Raw genomic sequence first — 23,465 nt, forward strand, 5'->3', positions numbered from 1 at the left:
AAGAAGCCGTCGCGGAACACCTGGGTGAAGAACAGCGTCACGCCGTCGCGCGCCAGCTGCGGAATGTCGACGCCGGCTTCGCGCAGGCGCTCGACCTGGCTGATGGGCACGCCCTTCATGCGCTCCATGACCATGACCTGCGGATGGCAGAAGTCCCAGTGGATCTCGGGAATCAGCACCAGGTCCAGGCCTTCCATGTTGCGGCGCAATTGCGCGGCATTGGCGGCTTCGCGTATCAGGTCGAGTTCGTCGTGCAGGTAGTTGTCGAACTCGGCGATCACCTGGCGCGGCTTGAGGCGCTTGGCGTCGGCAGACAGGCGTTCGACCCAGCGCGCCATCATGTGCATCAGCTGCAGATCCTTGTCGATCACGGCCAGCATGCCGGGGCGCAGCACCTTGACGGCAACTTCGTGCTCCACGCCGTTGCGGTCGCGCAGCACGGCGAAATGCACCTGGGCAATCGACGCGCTGGCCACGGGCTGCTGCTCGAAGCTCACAAAGATGTCGGCCAGCGGCCGCTGGAACGAGCGTTCGATGGTGGCGACGGCAATCTCTGCCGGGAATGGCGGCACGCGGTCCTGCAGCTTGGCGAGCTCCAGCGCCACGTCGGGCGGCAGCAGGTCGCTGCGCGTCGACAGCACCTGGCCGAACTTGACGAAAATGGGCCCGAGCTGCTCCAGCGCCTGGCGCAGGCGCACGCCGCGCGGCGTGTGGAAGCGCCGGCCGAATGTCAGCACCCGGCTCAGCAGGCGCAGCGACGGATGTTTGAAGCCGGACAGCACCAGTTCATCGAGTCCGTACCGGAACACCACCCACAGGATGGTCACCCCACGCAGCAAGCGGCTCATGGCTGATTCCGGCCGCCGAATTCGCCTGGAAGTGTCTCGCCTGTCTGGGCCGCCGCGCCGCGGGTGCGCGCGCCGACGAACTGGCGCAATGTCTGTGCGGCCTTGCGCGCCACCTGCGACACGGTGTGCGCGGGCGCATCGCCGATCACGCGCGCCAGGTCTTCCTCGATGTCCCACTGCACGTTGTCGACCAGCCAGTTGATGTCGGCGGCCAGCTGCACATCGCCTTCGATGCGGATCGCGGGCTTGTCGCCGCGCAGCGCGGCCTGGGCCAGCGCCAGCGGCGAGGTGTCGGTGACTTCGAGCTGCAGATCGGGCACGGCATCGGCTTCGGCAAGATCAAGCAGGCCTGCGGGCGTGATGACCAGCGCCATCGCAAACGAGCGCCACTGGACGCGCGCGACGCGGCCTTTTTGCCGCACCAGACGCTCCATCGCCGCCTTCTCCTGCATCAGCACATGATTGAGGAACAGCACCGTGCGCTGCTGCACTTCGTGCACCAGCCAGGACGGAAGTTGCGGGCCTGACACAACGCGTTCCAGGAGGCCGTTCAGGAAAGAAAAAGGGGACTGTGTTGCCATAGTCCCCGATTATTCCCTAGTTACTGCGCCCGGCAAAACCCTTGAACCGACGTTGCGTTGGGTTCCGCCGAGCGCCCGCGTGGAAATTACTGCAAAGCCTGCACTCCGGCGACGAGCCAGCCGCTGTTGCCGCTCTTGGGCTTGGTCATGTTCCACACTTCGCGGAAGGGGCTGGGGCTGGCCGAAGCCTCTTCGCGGATCATGCCCGAGAACTCGACGCTGGCCATGTAGCCGTCGCCCAGGTCTTCGATGCCCAGCAGCTGGGCTTCGATCATCAGCACGTCGGTCTGGTTCACGGCGCCGGGATGCTCGGCTTCGCGTTCGGCGAGCTGCGTGCGGATTTCCGCCAGCATGCCGTCGGTCATCATCGCGCGCAGGCTGTTGATGTCGGAGCGATCCCAGGCCTGCTGCAGCGTCACGAAGTTGCGCTTCGCGGCAGTCAGGAAACCTTCGGCGTCAAAGCCTTGCGGCACGCTCCAGGTCGAAGGCAGGGCAGAACCGATCAGCGAGCCCGTGGCCGAACCGACCACAGGAGCAGCCGCGGGCGCGGCCGTCTCGAAGGCCGTGGACTGGCTTTCCCAGGGACGGGCGGACGCATCGTTGCCGACCTTGTCGGGGCTGTACTGGCGTGCCATCGGCACATCGCCTGTACCACCGGCACCCGCGCCCTGGAAGGCAAACGGGCTGCGGGCTGCGGCGGCGTTGTCGGCCTTGGCCTTGCGCGCGCGCAGCACCATGCCCACGACGACCATGATGGCCATCGCCAGCAGGCCGAACATCAGCATGTTGGCGAAAGCTTCACCCAGGCCCAGCGAATGCGCCAGCCATGCAAGGCCCAGGCCCGCGGCCAGGCCGCCGAGCATTGCGCCCCAGGGCTTCTTCGGAGCCGCGGCTGCAGGTGCTGCGCCGGGCTTGGCCGGGGCCGCGTTGCTGGCGTTCTGCGCGGGAGCGCCGGGCGCGCCGGGCGCTGCGGAATTGCGTTGCGTCACGTTGCTCGATTGCTGTCCCATGGACTTGCCGCCGCCCATGCGCTTGGCATCGGCATCCAGGTGGACCACCGACAGCATTGCCACCAGTACTACCGACCAGAGCTTCATCATGTCATCTTCCTTCCGTTGTTCGTTTTAAAGTGGCCCACACAACCCTTGCTGCGTCGTTGCGTTGCCTTGTCGTGTTGTTTGCGTTTTTCTCTATCCTACTTAGCACTTGATACCCACATGAAGCGCCACGATGCCGCCTGTCATGTTGTGGTAGTCGACATGGCCGAAGCCGCACTGCTTCATCAGCGTCTTCAGCTCGTCCTGGCTCGGATGCATGCGTATCGATTCGGCGAGATAGCGGTAGCTGGCGTCATCGCCGGCAACCAGCTTGCCCAGCGTGGGCAGCACCTTGAACGAATACCAGTCATAGGCCTTGGTCAGCGGCTTGGCGACGCGCGAGAACTCGAGCACCAGCAGCCGGCCGCCGGGCTTGAGCACGCGGCACATCTCGCGCAGCGCTGCGTCCTTGTGCGTCATGTTGCGCAGGCCGAAGGCCACGCTCACGACATCGAAATGCGCATCGGGAAACGGCAGCTGCTCGGCATCGCAGACCAGGGTGGGCAGCAGCACGCCCTTGTCGATCAGCCGGCTGCGGCCCACGCGCAGCATGGCTTCGTTGATGTCGGTGTGCACGACTTCGCCGCTCGCGCCGACCTTCTTCGAGAAAGCCAGCGACAGATCGCCCGTGCCACCCGCGATGTCGAGCACCTTGCTGCCTTCGCGCAGATTGGCCACCATCACGGTATAGGCCTTCCAGGCGCGGTGCAGACCGCCCGACATCAGGTCGTTCATGACGTCGTACTTGGACGCGACCGAATCGAAGACGCCGCGCACATGGCGTGCCTTGTCCTGTTCATCGACCGACTCGAAACCGAAATGTGTGGTGCTCATATGCAATCAATGCTAAGCAAGCATGCGCCTGGCGTACAGCGACAACCCCGTGGCGTCGCAGGGCTTGCCAGGCCTGCAGCAAAAAGAAAAAACGTCTACAGCGCAGGCCGAATCTGCGGCCGAAGCTACTATTAATATAGCATCCTCGGTGCGCCAAGGCAGGGATTGTCCGTAGCCTCGCGCTGCGTCCCTCCCGCCGTCCGCACTGCACGCCGGGGCGGCCGCGTCAAAGGATGACTGACTACGCACAAGTCATGAGGACAGGACGTTCATGGTTCGACGGGCTCACCACGAACGGTTTGTCCCCGTTCGCCCCGAGCCTGCCTGGGCAGCCGCGTCGAAGGGTGAACAAGCTTTGGCCAGAAGCCGGCTTTGCTCAGTGGCTGCTGCAGCCGTGGCCCGACGACTTGCCCGGCATAGGCGTGTCGCGGTCCACGCCCGCCGCTTCCAGCCGCTGCAGGTATTGCGCCCACAGCTGTTCCTGCTGGCTGCCCAGCTCGTACAGATAGACCCAGGTGAACAGTCCGCTTTCATGGCCGTCGCTGAAGATCGGCTTGATCGCGTAGTTGCCCACGGGCTCGACGGCGACGATCTCGACATTGCGCTTGCCGTACTGCAGCACTTCCTGGCCCGGGCCGTGGCCCTGGACTTCGGCCGAAGGCGAATACACGCGCAGCAGCTCGAAAGGCAGGCGGAACTGCGCGCCGTCGGAGTAACCCACTTCAAGCACGCGCGAAGCGCCATGCACCGTGAGGGATTCGGGGGTGGGGATTCCGGGCTTCAAGCCTGCCATGACGTCACCTATTCTTCAAAATTCAGGACCAGGGCTGCAAAGCTGCAACCAGGCGGGCATCGAGCTGCGGCAGCTGCGCGGCCAGCGCGGCTTCGCGCTCGGGCCGGCGTTCGCGCTGCGCCGGCGCCCAGATGGCAGCCGGAAAGTGGCTGTCCCAGTCAAAGCGCGCGATCACATGCCAGTGCAGATGCGCGACCATGTTGCCCAGTGCCGCGAGATTGATCTTGGTCGGCTGCAGCTGCGCGCGCAGCACGCGCTCGACCGCGGCCACCACGTCCATGCACAGACCCCGCTCTTGCTGCGAGAGGTCGGAGAACTCAGCCACATGGTCCGTCCAGACCACGCGGTAGAACGCCGGAAAACCCGGCTCGTCGGCACGGATCACGCGCAGCCGCGCGCCCTGCCAGACCAGCGTGCCGCCCACCGTGGTGCACAGCACGCAGGCCGGATCGTGGCAAGCCTGCGCGTTCACACCAGCACCCGCTCGATGCCGCCGGCGTTGGCGCGCTCCACGTACTCGGGCATCCAGTTCTCGCCGAGGATCTTGTTGGCCATCTCGACCACGATGTAGTCGGCTTCGAGCAAGCCGTTCTTCAGGTCGTCGCCATAACGGCTCAGGCCCTGCAGGCAGCTCGGGCAGCTGGTCAGGATCTTGACGTTGTCCTGGGCATCGAGCGCGCCCGCGGCCTTGAGCTGGGCCTGGCCCTTGAGCAGTTCTTCTTCCTTGCGGAAGCGGATCTGCGTCGAGATGTCGGGACGGCTCACGCCCAGCGTGCCGGACTCGCCGCAGCAGCGCTCGCTCTTGAGCACCTGGTCGCCCATCAGGCCCTTGACGGTCTTCATCGGGTCCTGCAGCTTCATTGGCGTATGGCAGGGGTCGTGGTACAGATAACCACCGGCCTGGCCCAGCGTGATGCCTTTTTCGAGCAGGAACTCGTGGATGTCGATGATGCGGCTGCCGGGGAAGATCTTGTCGAACTCATAGCCCTGGAGCTGGTCGTAGCAGGTGCCGCAGCTCACCACCACGGTCTTGATGTCGAGGTAGTTGAGCGTGTTGGCCACGCGGTGGAACAGCACGCGGTTGTCGGTGATCATCTTGTCGGCGACATCGAACTGGCCGCTGCCGCGCTGCGGATAGCCGCAGCACAGATAGCCCGGCGGCAGCACGGTCTGCACGCCCGCATGCCACAGCATGGCCTGGGTCGCCAGGCCCACCTGGCTGAACAGGCGCTCCGAGCCGCAGCCGGGGAAGTAGAACACCGCCTCGGTGTCGGCGTTGGTCGACTGCGGGTTGCGGATGATGGGAACGTAGTCCTTGTTCTCTATGTCCAGCAGCGCGCGCGCAGTCTTCTTGGGCAGGTTGCCGGGCAGCTTCTTGTTGATGAAGTGGATCACCTGCTCCTTGATCGGCGCCTTGCCCACGGTCGAGGTCGGGCGCGCGGTCTGCCGGCGGCTCACGGACTTGAACAGGTCGACAGCCATGCGCTGGGCCTTGAAGCCCACACCGACCATGGCCTTGCGCATCACCTTGATGGTGTCCGGGTTGGTCGCATTCAAGAAGGTCATCGTGAGCTTGTTGCCCGGATTGAAGCTCTTCTTGCCCATCTTGCGCAGCAGGTTGCGCATGTTCATGGTCACGTCGCCGAAGTCGATCTTGACCGGGCAGGGATTGGCGCACTTGTGGCAGACCGTGCAGTGGTCGGCCACGTCCTCGAATTCCTGCCAGTGCTTGATCGACACGCCGCGCCGCGTCTGCTCTTCGTAGAGAAAAGCCTCGACCAGCAGCGAGGTCGCGAGAATCTTGTTGCGCGGGCTGTAGAGCAGGCTGGCGCGCGGCACATGCGTGGCGCAGACCGGCTTGCACTTGCCGCAGCGCAGGCAGTCCTTGACGGAGTCGGCGATCGCGCCGATGTCCGACTGCTGCATGATCAGCGACTCATGGCCCATCAGGCCGAAGCTCGGCGTATAGGCGTTGGTCAGGTCCGAATACATCAGCGATTCGCGCGCCGCATGGCCGTCGTGCCGCAGTTCGCCGGCCGTCAGATGCGCGTTGCGGATCAGCTTGCCCTTGTTGAAGCGGCCTTCGGGGTCGACGCGCTGCTTGTAGGCGGCGAACGGCGCGAGTTCCGCGTCGGTCAGGAACTCGAGCTTGGTGATGCCAATGCCATGCTCGCCCGAGATCACGCCATCCAGGCGCCGTGCCAGCACCATGATGCGCGCCACGGCCTCGTGCGCGGTCTGCAGCATCTCGTAGTTGTCGCTGTTGACCGGAATGTTGGTGTGCACGTTGCCGTCGCCGGCGTGCATGTGCAGCGCCACCCAGACGCGGCCCTTGAGCACCTTCTGGTGGATGGCCTGGGCTTCGTCGAGGATGGGCTTGAACGCCCCGCCCGAGAAGATCTGCGCCAGCGGCGCGCGGATCTGGGTCTTCCAGCTCGCGCGCAGGCTGTGGTCCTGCAGCTCGGGGAACAGCGTCTCGACATCGGCGAGCCAGCCGGCCCACTGGGCGCGCACGCCGTCAATCAGCTCCAGCGCCTGCTGGACCCGGTCTTCCAGCAGTTCGGCCGACGGAATCTCGCCGGCGTCGTCCTGCTTGCCCAGCGGCAGGCTGCCGTGGGCGAAGAACTCGTGCAGCGCGTCGCACAGCGCGAGCTTGTTGCGCAGGCTCAGCTCGATGTTGATGCGCTCGATGCCGTCGGTGTACTCGGCCATGCGCGGCAGCGGAATCACCACGTCTTCATTGATCTTGAAGGCGTTGGTGTGGCGCGAGATCGCGGCAGTGCGCTTGCGGTCCAGCCAGAACTTCTTGCGCGCCTCGGCGCTCACGGCCGTGAAGCCTTCGCCGTTGCGCGAATTCGCGATGCGCACGACTTCCGCGGAGACGCGCGCCACGTCGTCGGCGTTGTCGCCGGCAATGTCGCCTAGCAGCACCATCTTGGGCAGGTGGCCGTTGCCCTTCTTGCTCTTGGTCGCGTAACCCACGGCCTTGAGATAGCGGTCGTCGAGATGCTCGAGACCGGCCAGCAGCACGCCCGAGCGCTTCTGCTCGGCAAACATGAAGTCCTTGATCTCGACGATGCTGGGCACGGCGTCCTTGGCGTTGCCGAAGAACTCCATGCAGACCGTGCGCGTGTGCTGGGGCATGCGGTGCACGACCCAGCGCGCGCTGGTGATCAGGCCGTCGCAGCCCTCTTTCTGTATGCCCGGCAGGCCCGACAGGAACTTGTCGGTCACGTCCTTGCCCAGGCCTTCCTTGCGGAAGCTCTTGCCGGGAATCGCCAGCGTCTCGCTGCGCACCGGCGTCTTGCCGTCGGCCTCGAAATAGCGCAGCTCGAACGTCGCCACTTCGGCGTCGTGGATCTTGCCCATGTTGTGGTCGGTGCGCGTGACTTCGAGCCACTGCGCATCGGGCGTGACCATGCGCCAGCTGACCAGGTTGTCGAGTGCCGTGCCCCACAGCACGGCCTTCTTGCCGCCGGCGTTCATCGCGACATTGCCGCCTATGCACGAGGCTTCGGCGGAAGTCGGATCGACCGCGAACACAAAGCCGCCGCGCTCGGCCGCATCGGCCACGCGCTGCGTCACCACGCCGGCTTCGGTCCAGATCGTGCCCACTTCCTGGGCCTGGCCCGGAATGCGCAGCATCTCGACTTCGGTCATGGCCTCGAGCTTCTCGGTGTTGATCACCACGCTGCGCCAGGTCAGCGGAATCGCGCCGCCGGTGTAGCCCGTGCCGCCGCCGCGCGGAATGATGGTCAGCCCCAGGTCGATACAGCCCTTGACCAGGCCGGCCATCTCGGCCTCGGTATCGGGCGTCAGCACGACAAACGGATACTCGACGCGCCAGTCGGTGGCGTCGGTGACATGGCTCACGCGCGACAGGCCGTCGAACTTGATGTTGTCCTTGGCCGTGAGGCGGCGCAGCGTGCGCTGCACGCGGCGGCGCAGCTCGGCCGCGGCCTCGAAGGTGGTGTTGAATTCGGCGATCGCGCCGCGCGCGGCTTCGACCAGCTGGCCCACGAGCACATCGCGTTCGGGGTCGGTGCCGGGCTCACGGCGCTTGTCGACTTCGGCCAGGCGGTGCTGCAGTGCATCGACCAGCGACTTGCGGCGCTCCGGGTTGTCGAGCAGGTCGTCCTGCAGATAGGGGTTGCGCTGCACCACCCAGATGTCACCGAGCACTTCATAGAGCATGCGTGCGGAGCGGCCCGTGCGGCGCTCTTCGCGCAGCTGGTTCAATACGTCCCACATGGACGTGCCCAGCAACCGGATCACGATCTCCCTGTCGGAGAACGAGGTGTAGTTGTATGGGATTTCTCGGAGACGGGCAGGTTCGGCAGCCTTGGCCATCAAGGCGGCCTGCGCAATCGGAAAGTTCATGGGGTGGACCGTGTTGGGCGTTTCTTGCACGCCCTTTGCCATGGGGGTCTAGATTTTAAGCCGCGCAGTGTTACTTGATGCATCCGCGCTGATGATGGCCCCCGGCGCTGCTGGCGTTTGCAGCAAACAAAAACGAGCCAAAAGGAAACGAACCGATGCATTCGCAATCGGTGTTTTCCCGATGTTTGCGCGCGGTTGAGGCCGGGGCCGTGGCCTAGAATGCGATTTCGCCCGCGTTACGCTTCTTTCACATTTTTGCCACGAATTCCCATCCGCCCACGGGAGGCTGCGGGTTTACGCGTTGATGTGACACCCGGCATATGCGCACAATCCATGACACAAATCTGTCACGCCCTGTGCCTAGCATGGGCGGATTGTTCTTTCGTCTCGATTCGAGGAGTTTTCATGAATTTCAAACCATTGGCCATTGCTGCAGCCATCGCTGCCACCTGCGTCTCCGCCCAAGCCCAAACCGAGATCCAGTGGTGGCATTCGATGACCGCGGTGAACAACGAGTGGGTCAACGACCTGGCCAAGCAGTTCAACGAAAGCCAGAAGGAATACAAGATCGTCCCCACCTTCAAGGGTGTCTACGATGAAAGCATGACGGCCGCGATCGCCGCCTTCCGTTCGGGCAACGCTCCCCACATCCTGCAGGTGTTCGAAGTGGGCACGGCCACGATGATGGCTTCCAAGGGTGCGACCGTGCCCGTGGGCAAGGTCATGACCGACGCCGGCCTGAGCTTCGACCCCAAGGCCTACATCCCCGCAGTCGCCGGTTACTACACCGCGCCCAACGGCCAGATGCTGAGCTTCCCGTTCAACAGCTCGACCACGATCTTCTATTACAACAAGGACGCCTTCAAGAAGGCCGGCCTGAACCCCGACGTGGCGCCCAAGACCTGGCCCGAAGTGTTCGAAGCCGCCAAGAAGCTCAAGGCCAGCGGCCACAGCTGCCCCATGACGCTGGCCTGGCAGGGCTGGACCCAGCTCGAGAGCTTCTCGACCTGGCACAACGTCGAATTCGCGACCAAGGCCAACGGCATGGGCGGCATGGACGCGCGCATGAAGACCAACTCGCCGCTGCACGTCAAGCACATCGACAACCTGGGCAAGGCCGCCGCCGCCGGCGAGTTCGTCTACAAGGGCCGTGCGTCCTCCGCACAGGCTTCGTTCACTTCCGGTGAATGCGCGATGATCCAGACCTCGTCGGGCTTCTACGGCGACGTGGCCAAGAACGCCAAGTTCGCCTACGCCCTGGCTCCCCTGCCTTACTACCCTGACGTCAAGGGCGCACCGCAGAACACCGTGATCGGCGGCGCTTCGCTGTGGGTCATGGCCGGCAAGAAGGCCGAAGAGTACAAGGGCGTGGCCAAGTTCTTCGACTTCCTGTCGCAGAGCAAGGTACAGGCCGCAAGCCACCAGCGCACCGGCTACCTGCCTGTGACCATGGCCGCCTACGACCTGACCGAAAAGTCGGGCTTCTACCAAAAGAACCCCGGCACCGATGTGGCCGTGCAACAGATGATCCGCAAGGTCACCGACAACTCGCGCGGCATCCGACTGGGCAACTACGTGCAGATCCGTACGATCGAGGACGAAGAACTCGAACAGGTGTGGAGCGGCAAGAAGACTGGCAAGGAAGCCCTGGACTCCATCGTCAAGCGTGGCGACGAACTGCTGGTGCGTTTCGAACGCGCCAACAAGAAGTAAGCAATTTATACAAGGCTAAACCCCTATATTTGACGATATAGCGGGTTTTACGCTGGCACAGCGGCTGCCAGCTAGGCACAATACGCGCATATTCGCTGGATTAAGCGCTTCGACTCGGTTCGTTTAGATTCGCTTTTCACACCCAAGGTGGCCGGCGCCTTCCAATCCTCCGAATCCCAAGACAAGGGGTTCGGCGGTTTTTTTTGTTTGTGAATCCCATGGAAAAACGCGTACTTTTCCGCTCGACATGGTTGCCCTGGGTGCTGTTGCTGCCCCAGTTGCTGATCATTGGTGTGTTCTTCTTCTGGCCTGCGGCCCAGGCCGTGCTTCAGTCGTTCCAGATCGAAGATGCCTTCGGCATGAGCACGGAATGGGTGGGTCTGGAGAATTTCGCCAACCTGCTTGACGATCCGACCTACCTCAACTCCTTCATGCGCACCGCGCTGTTCTCGGTGCTGGTGGCGGGCCTGGGTATCGCGATCTCGCTGATCCTGGCGATCTTTGCCGACCGCATCGTGCGCGCGGCCATGCTCTACAAGACGCTGCTCATCGTCCCCTACGCCGTCGCTCCCGTGATTGCCGGCGTGCTGTGGATGTTCATGTTCTCGCCCTCGCTGGGCGTGGTCGCCCACTATCTGGGCGAACTGGGCTACAACTGGAACCACATCATGAACGAGAACCAGGCCATGGCGCTGGTGGTTCTGGCTTCGGTGTGGAAGCAGATCTCGTACAACTTCCTGTTTTTCCTGGCCGGCCTGCAGTCGATTCCGAAATCGCTGATCGAAGCCGCGTCCATCGACGGTGCGGGTCCATGGCGTCGCTTCTGGAACATCCAGCTGCCGCTGCTGTCGCCGACCACCTTCTTCCTGCTGGTGATCAACATCGTCTACGCGTTCTTCGATACCTTCGGCATCATCGACGCGGCGACGGCCGGCGGCCCCGGCCAATCGACCTCTATCCTGGTCTACAAGGTCTATCAGGACGGCTTCAAGTCGCTGGATCTGGGCAGCTCCGCCGCCCAGTCGGTGATCCTGATGATCATCGTGGTGGCCCTGACGGTGGTGCAGTTCCGCTACGTCGAAAAGAAGGTGCAGTACTGATGTCCGCCCTCTCTACCGCACCTGTTTTGAATCTGGAGTCCTCCCATGGTTGACCGCCGTCCCTGGATCACCGTCCTTTCCCACCTCGTATTGATCGTGGGCGTGCTGATCGTGGCCTTCCCTCTGTACCTGGCCTTTGTCGCCTCCACGCACACCGCGGATGCGATCGTCCAGTCCCCGATGCCGCTGCTGCCCGGCGCGCACATGTGGGAGAACTACAAGGCCGCGCTGTTCGGCTCGGGCAAGCTGGGCTCGAACACCAACGTCATGCACATGATGTGGGTCAGCTTCATGACCGCGATGATCATCACCGTCGGCAAGATCGCGATCTCGCTGCTGTCGGCGTTTGCCATCGTCTACTTCCGCTTCCCCTTCAAGATGCTGTGCTTCTGGGCCATCTTCTTGACGCTGATGCTGCCCGTAGAAGTGCGCATTCTGCCCACCTACAAGGTCGTGGCTGAACTGGGCATGCTCAACAGCTACGCGGGCCTGACGCTGCCGCTGATCGCCTCGGCCACCGCCACCTTCCTGTTCCGCCAGTTCTTCCTGACGGTGCCGGACGAGCTGGTCGAAGCCGCGCGCATCGACGGCGCCGGCCCCATGCGCTTCTTCAAGGATGTGCTGGTGCCGCTGTCCAAGACGTCGGTCGCCGCACTGTTCGTGATCCAGTTCATCTATGGCTGGAACCAGTACCTGTGGCCGCTGCTGATGACGACCAGCGAAGACATGTACCCGGTGGTCATCGGTATCAAGCGCATGCTCGCCGGCGGTGAAGCCGCCGTGGATTGGAACATCGTGATGGCCACCGCCATTGTCGCCATGCTGCCTCCCGCAGCGGTGGTGATGTTGATGCAAAAGTGGTTCGTAAAGGGCTTGGTGGACACCGAGAAATAAGCCCAGCACCGCTCCTTTTGAACCTCTGAACGATCTGAACGAATACTCTCATGGCATCCATTACCCTCAAGAACGTCGTCAAGCGCTACGGCAGCGGCAAGACCGCAGTTCCCGTGATCCACGGCGTCAACGCTGAAATCAAGGACGGCGAATTCATCGTCATCGTCGGCCCCTCGGGCTGCGGCAAGTCGACGCTGCTGCGCATGATTGCCGGCCTGGAAGAAATTTCCGGCGGCGACATCTCCATCGGCGACCGCGTGGTCAACAACCTGGAACCGGCCCAGCGCGACATCGCGATGGTGTTCCAGAACTACGCGCTGTACCCGCACATGACGAACTTCGAAAACATGGCCTATGGCCTGAAGATCGCCAAGGTGCCCGTCGACGAGATCAAGCAGCGCGTCGACAAGGCCGCCAAGATCCTCGAGCTGGGCCACCTGCTGGACCGCAAGCCGCGCCAGCTCTCGGGCGGTCAGCGCCAGCGCGTGGCCATGGGCCGCGCCATCGTGCGCCAGCCCAAGGTCTTCCTGTTTGACGAGCCGCTGTCCAACCTCGACGCCAAGCTGCGCGCCCAGACCCGCATCGAGATCCAGAAGCTGCACCACGAACTGGGCATCACCAGCCTGTTCGTGACCCATGACCAGGTCGAAGCCATGACCCTGGCGCAGCGCATGATCGTCATGAACGGCGGCGTGATGGACCAGTTCGGCACGCCCGAAGAGGTCTACAACACCCCGGCCACGACCTTCGTCGCCAGCTTCATCGGCTCGCCGCCAATGAACCTGCTGAAGAACGCGCCCGGCGGCAAGCCTGGCCAGATCCTGGGCATCCGTCCCGAGCACATCGACATCGTTGCCTCGGGTGGCTGGGCCATGGACGTCATCACCGTCGAACTGCTGGGCGCCGAGCGCCTGGTCTACGGCACCGTGGGCGGCGAGATGGTCACCGTGCGCATCGAGGAAGCCCATATCTTCCCCAAGGCCGGCGACACCATCCGCATCCAGCCGCGCGAGGAGCGCCGACTGCATTGGTTCAATGCCGAAACCGGCAAGCGCATCTAAGTGCTGCCCAGAAGAGAGCCCTAGCGGCTCTCTTTTTACGTTCCCCATCACTATTTAATGGATTTGCGATGACCGCCCCCTCGACCTCCTGGCCCTATCCCCGCTGGATCGCCCACCGCGGCGCAGGAAAGCTCGCGCCCGAGAACACCATGAGCGCCTTCCGCCTGGGCGCGGCCCATGGCTGGCGCATGTTCGAATGCGACGCCAAGCTCAGCAGCGACGGCGTGCCGTTCCTGCTGCACGACGCGACGCTGGAGCGCACGACCAACGGCCGCGGCACCGGCAGCGACCTGACGCTGGGCGAGATTGCCCAGCTCGACGCCGGCAGCTGGCATTCGCGCGCCTACGCGGGTGAAGCCCTGCCCACGCTCGAGGCGCTGGCGCGCTGGTGCCTGGCCAACCATTTCTTCCTGAACGTGGAAATCAAGCCCACGCCCGGCCAGGAAGCCGAGACCGGCCGCGTGGTCGCCGAGCTGATGAACCGCATCTGGCCGGCGGATGCCGTGCAGCCGTTCTTCACGTCCTTCAAGCCCGAAGCCTTGCAGGCCGCCAAGCTGGCCGCGCCGCATATTCCGCGCGGCCTGCTGGTCGACAAGCTTGCCGCAGACGGCGCCGATTTCCAGATCGCGCAAGACCTGGGCTGCGTGGCCATGGTCTTCAACCACGCGCTGTGGGATGCTGCGCGTGTCGCCCAGGTCCACGGCCTGGGCATGCGCTGCATCAGCTACACCGTCAACGACGAGTGGGCCGTGCAGCGCCTGCTCGACCTGGGCACCGACGGCATCATCAGCGATCGCGTGGACCTGTTCAGCCCCGCTGCTTGAACCTGGCACCCACCAAGAAAAAACCCGGCCAGGCCGGGTTTTTTTTGATTACCTGAAAGTCAGGCCGCGATGCCCAAAGGCAATTGGGTGCGCACATAGTCGGCCACGCCCTGCATCACCTTGTCCAGATGCGCCTGCAGCGGTGCAAAGCCGGCATTGGGCGCACGCGTGTCCTCGTCCATGTAGATGGGGCGGCGGATCTCGATCTGCAGGCTGTGGCGCTGCAGCTGGGGCTGGCCTATGCGGCCTATCAGCTCCACGCCCTTGTAGGGCTCGTTGTAGGCCACGCTGTAGCCGCCGGACTGCAGCAGCTCGCCGACCAGGCGGATGAACTCCGGCGCGCAGGTCGTGCCGTCGCGGTCGCCGAGCACGAAGTCGGCCAGCGTGGCGTCGGTGCGACCCAGGCGGCGATAGACGTCGTTGGGCATGGAGTGCAGGTTCAGATGCCAGACGCCGCCGAAACGCGCGACGCTGTCGTCTATCGCCTGCTGCAGCGCCGCATGGTAGGGCTGCCAGTAGTGCGCCAGCCGCGACTGCACTTCGGCCACGCTGAGCTTGCGGTCGTACAGCGGCGTGGGCTGACCGTCGCGCACGATGCGCTGCCAGATCAGTCCCAGCCCCTGGCGCGTCTTCACGCCGGGGGCCAGCGGCGACGGCCAGTCTGTGGCCAGCTGCGCCGGATCGATGTCGTCGGCCGAGCGGTTGACATCGATGTAGGTGCGCGGAAATGTCGCCGCGAGCAGCGTCGCGCCATGCGCGGGCCAGCGCTGCCACAGTTTGTGCACATCGGTGTCCTCGCCGCGGCGCAGCAGCGCCATGTCGACACAGTGACCGAAGTCCGCCGGGTAGGCCGTGCCGCTGTGCGGCGAGTCGCAGACCAGCGGCAGTGCGGCCACGGTCGGCGCGAACACCTCGACCGGAGTATCCGGGCGGGGCTGCAGGAAATCAGGCAAAGGCATCAATCGAGCTTGATGTTGGCGCGCTTGGCAACGGCTGTATAGCGGTCGATGGCGGCGGTGATCTGCTTGCTGAACTGGGCCGGCGTATTGCCCATGGATTCGCCCGAAATGCCTTTTTGCTTCTCGAGGTAGTCGGGCATGGCCATGACCTTGTGCGCCGCGGCATTGAGCTTGGCAATGATGGCGGGGGGTGTGCCCGCGGGCGCGACCAGGCCGAACCAGCCGCCATCGCCCATGCCGGGGAAGCCCAGCTCGGAGTAGGTCGGCACATCGGGCAGCACGTCGCTGCGCTTGAGCGCGAGCACGGCCAGCGGGCGCAGCTTGCCCGACTTGATGTGCGGCAGCGTCGAGGGCAGGTTGTCGGTCATGGCCGTGACCTGGCCGGCCAGCGCGTCATTGATCGCCTGGCCTGCTCCCTTGTAGGGGATGTGCAGCATGTCTATGCCTGCCAGGTTCATGAAGTTCTCGATGTTCGCATGGCCCAGCGAGCCGTTGCCGGGCGAGGCAAAGGTGTACTTGCCGGGATGGGCCTTGGCCAGCGCGATGAATTCCTGCATGGTCTTGGCCGGCACGCTGTTGTGGATCACGAACACGCTGGGCACGGACATCACATTGGTGATGGGCGCGAAGTCCTTGACGGCGTCGTAGGGCAACTTGGCCATGATGGCCGGGTTGGCGCCATGCGTGGACACCGTTGCCATGCCTATGGTGTAGCCGTCGGGCGCGGCCTTGGCGATCGCATCGGCGCCAATGGAGCCGCCCGCGCCGCCGCGGTTCTCGACCACCACGGCCTTGCCCAGCACCTGGCCCATCTTGTCGGCCAGCAGGCGCGCGACCATGTCGGTCGAACCACCGGCACCGAACGGCACGATCAGGCGCAGCGGACGGTTGGGGTAATCGGCCTGGGCATGGGCCAGGGGCGCCAGCAGGGCCGTGGCAGCGCAGGCTGCAAGGCTGGACAACAGGGTACGACGCAGTGCCATGGGGGAGATCCTCTCGGGGGATGTGGTTCGAAGCGGTCATTCTGGACAGACCGTGCCCCGGCGAAAAGAGACAAAATGGCACGCAACTATTACCAACCGTCATAATTGCCCGCGCCATGCGCATGCACTCCCCCTCCCTTTCTGAATTGCACGCTTTCGCGACCGCGGCGCGTCTGGGCAACTTCTCGCTCGCGGCCGATGACCTGCATGTCACGCAAGGCGCGATCAGCCGCGCGATCGCCCGTCTCGAGGACCATTTGGGCCTGGCGCTGTTCGAGCGCCATGGCCGGCGCAGCGTGCTGACCAGCGCGGGCCGCGCCTATCTGGACGCGGTAGGTCCGGCGATCCTGGCCATAGAGTCGGCATCCGCCCAGTTGCGCCGCCCGCACGCAGGCGCGCAGCTGCGGCTGTCGGTCACGCCCACGCTGTTCAGCCACTGGCTGATTCCGCGCCTGCCCGACTTCAACGCGCGCTTTCCCGGCGTGATGCTGTCGTTTGCGCCCTACCGGCGCGACGACCCGGTCAGCGCGCCCGAGATCGACGGCTGGCTGCGCATAGGCCAGGACCCCTGGCCCGCGCATATCGTGGCCGACTACATCGTCGGTCGCGAGCTGGTGCCGATCTGCCGGCCGCAGGACCTGCAGGGCCCGCAGGCCATACGCCAACCCGCCGACCTGCTGCGCCGCCCGCTGCTCGCGCATACCAATTACCAGCGCAACTGGGCCCAGTGGTGGGCACATGTCGGTGGCAGCGGCGAAGTGCCCGCGCCGGCCGCCGACTTCGAGCTGGTGTCCATGCTGGTCCAGGCGGTGATTGCCGGCATGGGCGTGGCCGTGGTGCAGCGCTGCCTGATCGACGACGACCTGGCCGCGGGCCGCATCGTCATCGCCATGGACCAGGCCGTGCAGATCGAGCGCGGCTACTTCCTGTGCCGGCCCGCGGGGCGCACGCCCACGCCCGCGCTGCTCGATTTCCGCGAATGGCTGCTGCAGCAGGCCGCGTCGGCCAGCGGATCAGCGCCGCCAGGCACCCGAGAGAACCCACTGGCAGCAGGCACATGACAGCACCAGTGCCGCATAGGTGGTCAACCTGCCATCGTGTTCGAACAGCACCAATCCGGCCAGCAGAACGCCGCAACCGACGGCGAAATTGATAGCTACCTGAGCCCACCAGCCAGTGATATGGTTCGCTTTAGACACCATGCAGCGGCCGGCCACGGCAAGGCCTAGCGCCAACGCCAGGGCCGGGGCGACAAAGTTCAGCAGATGCGCGAGCGCGGCGGGAAAACCCATGGCATATGACCTAAATCAAGGCTTATGTAAGCAGAGGATGCCAAGTCGGCGCATAAATTTTATAATGACCGTCTATGGCAGTCTGGGCTTTAGGCATCAACCACCACACGGCTCCGCTTGATTTGCGGGGTCGTTTTGCGTTTGCGCTCGACCAGATCGCACCGACGCTGCAAGGCCTGCGCCAATCTTTGGCAAGCAGCGGCCGCCACGACGGCGTCGAAACCGCCATCCTGTCGACCTGCAACCGCACCGAAATCTACTGCGCGGCCAACACTCCTGCCATCGCCCATACGCTTGACTGGCTCGCGCGCAGCGGCGGCGTGAGCCCCGAGGTGCTGCGCTCGCACTCCTATCAGCTCGAAGAAGGCTTTGCCGCACGCCACGCCTTCCGCGTCGCCAGCGGCCTCGACTCCATGGTGCTGGGCGAAGCCCAGATCCTGGGCCAGATGAAGAACGCCGTGCGCGCCGCCGAGACCGCGGGTGCGCTGGGCACCACGCTCAACCAGCTGTTCCAGCGCAGCTTTGCCGTCGCCAAGGAAGTGCGCAGCTCGACCGAGATCGGCGAGCACAGCATCAGCATGGCCGCCGCGGCCGTGCGCCTGGCCGGCCAGCTGTTCGAAGACCTGGGCAAGATCCGCATCCTGTTTGTCGGCGCGGGCGAGATGATTGAGCTCGCAACCACGCACTTCGCCGCCAAGAACCCGCAGCACATCACGATCGCCAACCGCACCATGGAGCGCGGCGAGAAGCTGGCCGCGCGCTTCGGCGCCGACGTGATGCGCCTGTCCGAGCTGCCCGACCACCTGCATGAATACGATGCGGTGATCAGCTGCACCGCGTCGAGCCTGCCCATCATCGGCCTGGGCGCGGTAGAGAGCGCGTTGAAAAAGCGCAAGCACCGCCCCATGTTCATGGTGGATCTGGCCGTGCCGCGCGACATCGAACCCGAAGTCAAGGCGCTGCGCGACGTCTACCTCTATACCGTCGACGACCTCGCGCATGTGGTGCAGACCGCCCAGGCCCACCGCCAGGCGGCCGTGGCCCAGGCCGAAGCCATCATCGACACCGGCGTGCAGAGCTTTCTGCACTGGATGGACCAGCGCAGCCCGCAAGGCGGCGTGGTGCCGCTGATCCAGCAACTGCACGAGCAGACCAATGTCTGGCGCGCCGCCGAAATCGCGCGCGCCAAGAAGCGCCTGGCCAAGGGCGAAGACATGGATGCCGTGCTCGAGGCGCTGTCGCGCGGCCTCACGCAGAAGATGCTGCACGGCACCATGGCCGAGCTGCATTCGGGCGATGCCGAGCAGCGCGCCCAGACCGTTCAGGCCGTCTCGCGGCTGTTCCTGCGCTCGCAGGGCGACAAGAACGCGCTCTAGCTGCGACCCGGACAAGCGCCTGCCTAGGCGCCAGTCTCACCGGCCGCGCGCCGGCATTGCTCCCCAGCCTTCCTTTACGCTATGCCCCGCATAGCGCACAACCGCTCTTTGCCATGCAAAATTTTCTCCGCAGCCAGCTGCAACGTTTCGCCCAGCGCCTCGAGGAACTCGACTTCCTGCTGTCGCGCGAAGACATCATGAGCGACATGGCCCAGTACCGCAAGATTTCGCGCGAGCATGCCGACGTCACGGCCGTCGCCGGGCGCTACGCGCGCTACGTGCAGCGCGAGGCCGACCTGGCCGAAGCCCAGGAAATGCAGGCCGACCCCGAGATGGCCGACATGGCGCAGGAAGAAATCGCCAGCGCCACGGCCGAACTGGCCCAGCTCGAAGACGAGCTGCAGCGCCTGCTGCTGCCCAAGGACCCCGACGACGCGCGCGACGCCTACCTCGAAATCCGCGCCGGCACGGGCGGCGACGAGTCGGCGCTGTTTGCCGCCGATCTGGCGCGCATGTACACGCGCTACTGCGACAGCGTGGGCTGGAAGGTCGAAGTCATGAGCGCCAACGAGAACGAACTCGGCGGCTACAAGGAAATCGTGCTGCATGTCTCGGGCGACCAGGTCTACGGCAAGCTGCGCTTCGAGTCCGGCGGCCACCGCGTGCAGCGCGTGCCGGCGACCGAAACCCAGGGCCGCATCCACACCAGCGCCTGCACCGTGGCCGTGATGCCCGAGCCCGACGAGACCCAGGCGATCACGCTGAACCCGTCCGATCTGCGCATAGACACGTTCCGCGCCAGCGGCGCCGGCGGCCAGCACATCAACAAGACCGACTCCGCGGTGCGCGTGGTCCACCTGCCCACGGGCATCGTCGCCGAATGCCAGGACGGCCGCAGCCAGCACGCCAACAAGGCCAAGGCCTTGCAGGTGCTGCAGGCGCGCATCCAGGAAAAGGAGCGCAGCGAGCGCGCGGCCAAGGAAGCCGCCCAGCGCAAGGGCCTGATCGGCAGCGGCGACCGCTCCGACCGCATCCGCACCTACAACTTTCCCCAGGGCCGCTTCACCGACCACCGCATCAACCTCACGCTGTACAAGCTGCTGTACATCATGGAAGGCGACATGACCGACGTGCTGCAGGCCTTGCAGCATGCGCGCGAAGCCGAGCAGCTGGCAGAACTCGAAGTCAACGGCTGAGCATGACACTGCAGCAAGCCCTCTTCCAGGCCCAGCAGGCGGGTCTGTCGCGCATAGACGCGCAGCTGCTGCTGCTGCATAGCGTAGGCCGGCCCAATGCCGGCCGCGCCTGGCTGCTGACGCACGACACCGACGTGCTCACGCCCGATCAGCAGCAGACGTTCGACGCCCTCACGGCGCGCCGCCTCGCGGGCGAGCCCGTGGCCTATCTCACGGGCCGCAAGGAGTTTTACGGACTGGAGCTGCAGATCGACGCGCGCGTGCTCGACCCGCGGCCCGACACCGAGACGCTGGTCGACTGGGCGTTCGAAGTGCTGGCCGACTGGAATGCGCCGCGCGTCGTCGACCTGGGAACGGGCAGCGGCGCGATCGCGCTGGCGCTGCAGCAGCAGCGCCCCGACGCCAGCGTCTGGGCCGTGGATGCGAGCGCCGAGGCGCTGGCCGTGGCGCAGGGCAACGCGCGCCGCCTGGGGCTGGGCCTGCAGTTCGCCCAGGGCTCATGGCTGCGGGCGCTGGCGCCCGATCAGCAGTTCGATGCCATCGTCACCAACCCGCCCTATATTTGCGCCGACGACCCGCACCTCGCGGCGCTGACCCACGAGCCTTTGAGTGCGCTGGCCAGCGGCGCCGACGGCCTGGACGACATCCGTGCGATCATCGAGCAATCGCCCGCACATCTTGCACCCGGCGGCTGGCTGCTGATCGAACATGGCTGGGACCAGGCGCTGGCGGTGCAGGAATTGCTGCGCGCCGCGGGCTTTGGCACCGTGCAAAGCCGCAACGACCTGGCCGGCATTGCCCGTTGCACTGGCGGGTGCATGACGGATTTGAACAGACAGTGAAATAATCACGGGTGTAGCCATGCCGCATGCGCGGCCGCCCCCCTTTTGGAGTCAACCATGAGCACTACCCACCAACGCATCGACGACCTCGTCAAGAACAACGAAATCCTGCTGTTCATGAAGGGCAACGCGAGTTTCCCCCAGTGCGGCTTTTCCGGCCGCGCGCTGCAGATCCTCAAGGCCTGCGGCGTCGACACCAAGACCATCGCCACGGTGAATGTTCTGGAAGACCAGGAAATCCGCCAGAGCATCAAGGAATACAGCCAGTGGCCGACCATTCCCCAGCTCTACGTCAAGGGCGAGTTCATCGGCGGCTCGGACATCATGATGGAGATGTACGAATCCGGCGAACTCCAGCAACTGCTGGACAACAAGGCCTGAGCCTGCACCCACGCCAATCAAGCCGCCTCAGGGCGGCTTTTTTGCCGCCGCAGGAGCGTGGCGCCACGGCGCGCCGCAGTCCCGGCACTTCGAGGAATTGGCATCTTTTATGATGAAATGCCTTCCATGGCCCTGCTGCGAGGTCTTTTTCGCGGCGTTTCGTTCTTTTGCCTATGAGTCTGTCCCAAAGTCTGATCACCGTTGCCGTGCTGATTGCCGTCAGTGCATTTTTCTCCATGGCCGAAATCTCGCTGGCCGCTTCACGGCGCCTGCGGCTGCGGCTGCTGGCCGATGAAGGCGATGCGCGCGCCGACGCCGTGCTGCGCACGCAGGAGCAGCCGGGCAACTATTTCACGGTGGTGCAGATTGGACAGAACGCGATCGCCATCCTCGGCGGTATCGTCGGCGAAGGCGCTTTCAGCCCGTATTTCACGCGCGTGTTCGAGCTCTGGTTTGCGGCCAGCACGGCCGCCACGCTGGGTTTTCTGGCCTCGTTCTTCATCATCACGTCGCTGTTCATCGTCTTTGCCGACCTGATTCCCAAGCGCCTGAGCATGGCCGAGTCGGAAGCCGTGGCGCTGCGTGTGGTCGGCCCCATGCAGACCTTCATGACGCTGTTCAAGCCCATCGTCTGGCTCTACAGCCGCACCGCCGACGGCTTCTTCAAGGTGCTCGACCTGCCCACGCAGCGCGACGAGCGCATCACCTCCGACGACATCCTGGCGATGACCGAAGCCGGCGCGCGCACCGGCATGATGGGCCAGCGCGAGCAGCAGATGATCGCCAATGTGTTCGAGCTCGAATCGCGCACCGTGTCCTCGGCCATGACGCAGCGCGACCGCATTGCCTATTTCCTGCGCGACGACTCCGAGGAGGTGGTGCGCCTGCGCATTGCGGCCGAGCCGTTCTCCACCTACCCGGTCTGCGAAGGCGACATCGACCATGTGATCGGCTATGTCGATGCCAAGGACCTGTTCCAGCGCGCGCTGACCAACCAGCCGATCTCGCTGCGCGACGACACGCTGGTGCACAAGGCGCTGGTCGTTCCCGACCGACTCACGCTGACCGAAGTGCTCGACCAGTTCCGCCAGGTGCATGAAGACTTCGCGATCATTCTCAACGAATACAGCCTGGTGGTCGGCGTGGTCACGCTCAACGACGTGATGAGCACGGTGATGGGCGACATGGTCGACATGGACGACGAGGAGCAGATCGTGCGCCGCGATGCCAACTCCTGGCTGATCGACGGCGTGACGCCCATCGAGGACGTGCTGCGCGCGCTGTCGCTCGACTCGCTGCCGCATGATGACGAATACGAGACGCTGGGCGGCTTCCTGATGGTCATGCTGCGGCGCGTGCCGCGCCGCACCGACAGCGTCAACTGGGGCGGCTACAAGTTCGAAGTGCTGGACGTAGACAGCTACCGCATCGACCAGGTGATGGTGTCCAGGCTCGACACGGAGACATCGGCGCCGGCCGCTGCGGCCACGCCCGCCTGATCAGGCCCTGGCTTCGGGGTCGAACAGCCACTTGCGCTGCGCCGCGAACACCGCATTCGGATAAGGCGGCTTGCCGCGGCTGCCGTTGTAGCGGCCCAGCGCCATGAACATGTCGCCGCGTTCCCGGTCCAGATAATGGCGCAGGATCACGCAGCCGAAGCGCAGATTGGTCTGCATATGGAACAGCTTGCCCGCGTCGCCATCGCCGATCACGCGCATCCAGAACGGCATGATCTGCATATAGCCGCGCGCGCCCACGCTGGAGATCGCGAACTTGCGGAACGCGCTTTCGACTTCGATCAGACCCAGCACCAGGCTCACATCCAGGCCCGCGCGCCGCGCCTCGTACCAGACGGTCTGCAGGAACTCGCGCCGCACTTCGGCATCGGCCTTGCGTCTGTAGAGCCGGTCGCTCATCGCAGCCAGCCAGCGCAGGTACGACAGCTTGGCTTCGGTCGAGGCAAACGCCAGCTCGGGCGGGCCGGCGCTGGCCACGGCCGCGCGCAGCGCGGTGCGCACCGAGTCGGCCAGAGGTTCTTCGAGCTGCCCGCCCGCATGCGCAGGCAGGGCCACCGCCAGCAGCGAGGCCGGCAGCGCGGTCAGCAGGCTGCGCCGGCGCAGCCCCGCGGCCGCGGACCGCGGCAGGGGTGCGGCGGCGCGGCCTGGGGACATCACAGGCCCAGTCGCGCCTTGAGGTGGTCGAGAATGCCGTCCTGCGCGACCTTGCTGGCTTCGGTCTCGCGGCGGTGCTGGTATTCGACCGTGCCTTCTTTCAGGCCGCGGTCGGAAATCACCACGCGGTGCGGCACGCC

At 64.9% G+C, this 23,465-nt stretch carries 23 protein-coding genes; 11 read left to right on the plus strand and 12 right to left on the minus strand.

Translation table 11 applies throughout. The features are described from left to right. The 7 genes from RR928_RS18825 to RR928_RS18855 form a co-directional block, all read right to left on the minus strand. A partial coding sequence (locus RR928_RS18825) for an AarF/UbiB family protein (RefSeq protein WP_332683731.1) occupies positions 1-848 on the minus strand: 848 nt, incomplete at its 3' end. Continuing rightward, a complete protein-coding gene (locus tag RR928_RS18830) occupies positions 845-1,429 on the minus strand; it encodes a ubiquinone biosynthesis accessory factor UbiJ (protein WP_332535231.1) in 585 nt (194 codons plus the stop codon). The genes RR928_RS18825 and RR928_RS18830, both read right to left, overlap by 4 nt. An 86-nt stretch (positions 1,430-1,515) precedes the next feature. Next, the gene (locus tag RR928_RS18835) at positions 1,516-2,529 is read right to left on the minus strand and encodes a Tim44 domain-containing protein (protein WP_332535233.1); all 1,014 of its coding nucleotides are present in this window, start codon (positions 2,527-2,529) and stop codon (positions 1,516-1,518) included. A 99-nt stretch (positions 2,530-2,628) separates the two neighbouring features. Further along, entirely contained in the window at positions 2,629-3,360 is a 732-nt protein-coding gene (ubiE, locus tag RR928_RS18840; RefSeq protein WP_332535235.1) for a bifunctional demethylmenaquinone methyltransferase/2-methoxy-6-polyprenyl-1,4-benzoquinol methylase UbiE, read from the minus strand. Between the two features lie 376 nt (positions 3,361-3,736). After that, complete coding sequence (locus RR928_RS18845; protein ID WP_184274475.1) at positions 3,737-4,153, minus strand: gamma-butyrobetaine hydroxylase-like domain-containing protein; 417 nt, start codon at positions 4,151-4,153, stop codon at positions 3,737-3,739. A 22-nt stretch (positions 4,154-4,175) separates the two neighbouring features. Then, entirely contained in the window at positions 4,176-4,625 is a 450-nt protein-coding gene (locus RR928_RS18850) for an HIT family protein (protein WP_332535237.1), read from the minus strand. Continuing rightward, entirely contained in the window at positions 4,622-8,533 is a 3,912-nt protein-coding gene (locus RR928_RS18855; protein WP_332683736.1) for an FAD/FMN-binding oxidoreductase, read from the minus strand. The genes RR928_RS18850 and RR928_RS18855 overlap by 4 nt, the downstream gene beginning before the upstream one ends. A 405-nt stretch (positions 8,534-8,938) precedes the next feature. On the opposite strand from RR928_RS18855, the gene ugpB reads away from it, so the two are divergent. From ugpB to ugpQ, 5 genes are all read left to right on the plus strand, one after another. Beyond that, on the plus strand, positions 8,939-10,246 hold the full coding sequence (gene ugpB, locus RR928_RS18860) for a sn-glycerol-3-phosphate ABC transporter substrate-binding protein UgpB (protein WP_332535240.1): 1,308 nt from the start codon (positions 8,939-8,941) through the stop codon (positions 10,244-10,246). Positions 10,247-10,464: 218 nt separating this feature from the next. Then, positions 10,465-11,346: a sn-glycerol-3-phosphate ABC transporter permease UgpA gene (ugpA, locus tag RR928_RS18865; protein WP_332535242.1), complete on the plus strand. Its 882-nt coding sequence runs from the start codon at positions 10,465-10,467 to the stop codon at positions 11,344-11,346. A 45-nt stretch (positions 11,347-11,391) separates the two neighbouring features. Further along, the gene (gene ugpE, locus RR928_RS18870) at positions 11,392-12,240 is read left to right on the plus strand and encodes a sn-glycerol-3-phosphate ABC transporter permease UgpE (RefSeq protein ID WP_332683739.1); all 849 of its coding nucleotides are present in this window, start codon (positions 11,392-11,394) and stop codon (positions 12,238-12,240) included. 50 nt (positions 12,241-12,290) lie between these two features. After that, positions 12,291-13,301, plus strand: a complete 1,011-nt coding sequence (gene ugpC / locus RR928_RS18875) for a sn-glycerol-3-phosphate ABC transporter ATP-binding protein UgpC (protein WP_332535246.1) — start codon at positions 12,291-12,293, stop codon at positions 13,299-13,301. A gap of 68 nt (positions 13,302-13,369) precedes the next feature. Next, entirely contained in the window at positions 13,370-14,125 is a 756-nt protein-coding gene (gene ugpQ, locus RR928_RS18880) for a glycerophosphodiester phosphodiesterase (RefSeq protein ID WP_332535248.1), read from the plus strand. Positions 14,126-14,184: 59 nt separating this feature from the next. Here the strand turns inward: ugpQ and RR928_RS18885 are convergent, their stop codons facing one another. Both RR928_RS18885 and RR928_RS18890 read right to left on the minus strand, forming a co-directional pair. After that, on the minus strand, positions 14,185-15,084 hold the full coding sequence (locus tag RR928_RS18885; protein ID WP_332535250.1) for an N-formylglutamate amidohydrolase: 900 nt from the start codon (positions 15,082-15,084) through the stop codon (positions 14,185-14,187). Next, the gene (locus RR928_RS18890; RefSeq protein WP_332535251.1) at positions 15,084-16,067 is read right to left on the minus strand and encodes a tripartite tricarboxylate transporter substrate binding protein BugE; all 984 of its coding nucleotides are present in this window, start codon (positions 16,065-16,067) and stop codon (positions 15,084-15,086) included. The genes RR928_RS18885 and RR928_RS18890 overlap by 1 nt, the downstream gene beginning before the upstream one ends. A 116-nt stretch (positions 16,068-16,183) precedes the next feature. On the opposite strand from RR928_RS18890, the gene RR928_RS18895 reads away from it, so the two are divergent. Beyond that, complete coding sequence (locus tag RR928_RS18895; protein ID WP_332535253.1) at positions 16,184-17,128, plus strand: LysR substrate-binding domain-containing protein; 945 nt, start codon at positions 16,184-16,186, stop codon at positions 17,126-17,128. Here the strand turns inward: RR928_RS18895 and RR928_RS18900 are convergent. Further along, a complete protein-coding gene (locus RR928_RS18900) occupies positions 17,081-17,359 on the minus strand; it encodes a hypothetical protein (protein ID WP_332683742.1) in 279 nt (92 codons plus the stop codon). The two genes, RR928_RS18895 and RR928_RS18900, sit on opposite strands and share 48 nt — an antisense overlap. Positions 17,360-17,433: 74 nt before the next feature. Between RR928_RS18900 and hemA the strand changes: the two genes are divergently transcribed. From hemA to RR928_RS18925, 5 genes are all read left to right on the plus strand, one after another. After that, positions 17,434-18,735 carry a glutamyl-tRNA reductase gene (gene hemA, locus RR928_RS18905; RefSeq protein ID WP_332535257.1) on the plus strand — a complete coding sequence of 434 codons (1,302 nt, stop codon included), beginning with the start codon at positions 17,434-17,436 and terminating at the stop codon, positions 18,733-18,735. Positions 18,736-18,848: 113 nt separating this feature from the next. Beyond that, entirely contained in the window at positions 18,849-19,931 is a 1,083-nt protein-coding gene (gene prfA / locus RR928_RS18910) for a peptide chain release factor 1 (protein ID WP_332548131.1), read from the plus strand. 2 nt (positions 19,932-19,933) lie between these two features. Then, positions 19,934-20,773 carry a peptide chain release factor N(5)-glutamine methyltransferase gene (gene prmC / locus RR928_RS18915; RefSeq protein WP_332683745.1) on the plus strand — a complete coding sequence of 280 codons (840 nt, stop codon included), beginning with the start codon at positions 19,934-19,936 and terminating at the stop codon, positions 20,771-20,773. A 57-nt stretch (positions 20,774-20,830) separates the two neighbouring features. Further along, entirely contained in the window at positions 20,831-21,154 is a 324-nt protein-coding gene (grxD, locus tag RR928_RS18920; protein WP_332539922.1) for a Grx4 family monothiol glutaredoxin, read from the plus strand. Positions 21,155-21,327: 173 nt separating this feature from the next. Then, on the plus strand, positions 21,328-22,653 hold the full coding sequence (locus RR928_RS18925) for a hemolysin family protein (RefSeq protein WP_332539921.1): 1,326 nt from the start codon (positions 21,328-21,330) through the stop codon (positions 22,651-22,653). Here the strand turns inward: RR928_RS18925 and RR928_RS18930 are convergent, their stop codons facing one another. Continuing rightward, positions 22,654-23,325: a lytic transglycosylase domain-containing protein gene (locus RR928_RS18930; protein WP_332539919.1), complete on the minus strand. Its 672-nt coding sequence runs from the start codon at positions 23,323-23,325 to the stop codon at positions 22,654-22,656. Next, positions 23,325-23,465: His/Gly/Thr/Pro-type tRNA ligase C-terminal domain-containing protein (locus RR928_RS18935; protein WP_332683748.1), on the minus strand; the 141-nt coding region annotated here is incomplete at its 5' end. The genes RR928_RS18935 and RR928_RS18930, both read right to left, overlap by 1 nt.

Origin of the sequence: Comamonas sp., from assembly GCF_036666375.1 — a bacterium.
GTDB lineage: Bacteria > Pseudomonadota > Gammaproteobacteria > Burkholderiales > Burkholderiaceae_C > Comamonas.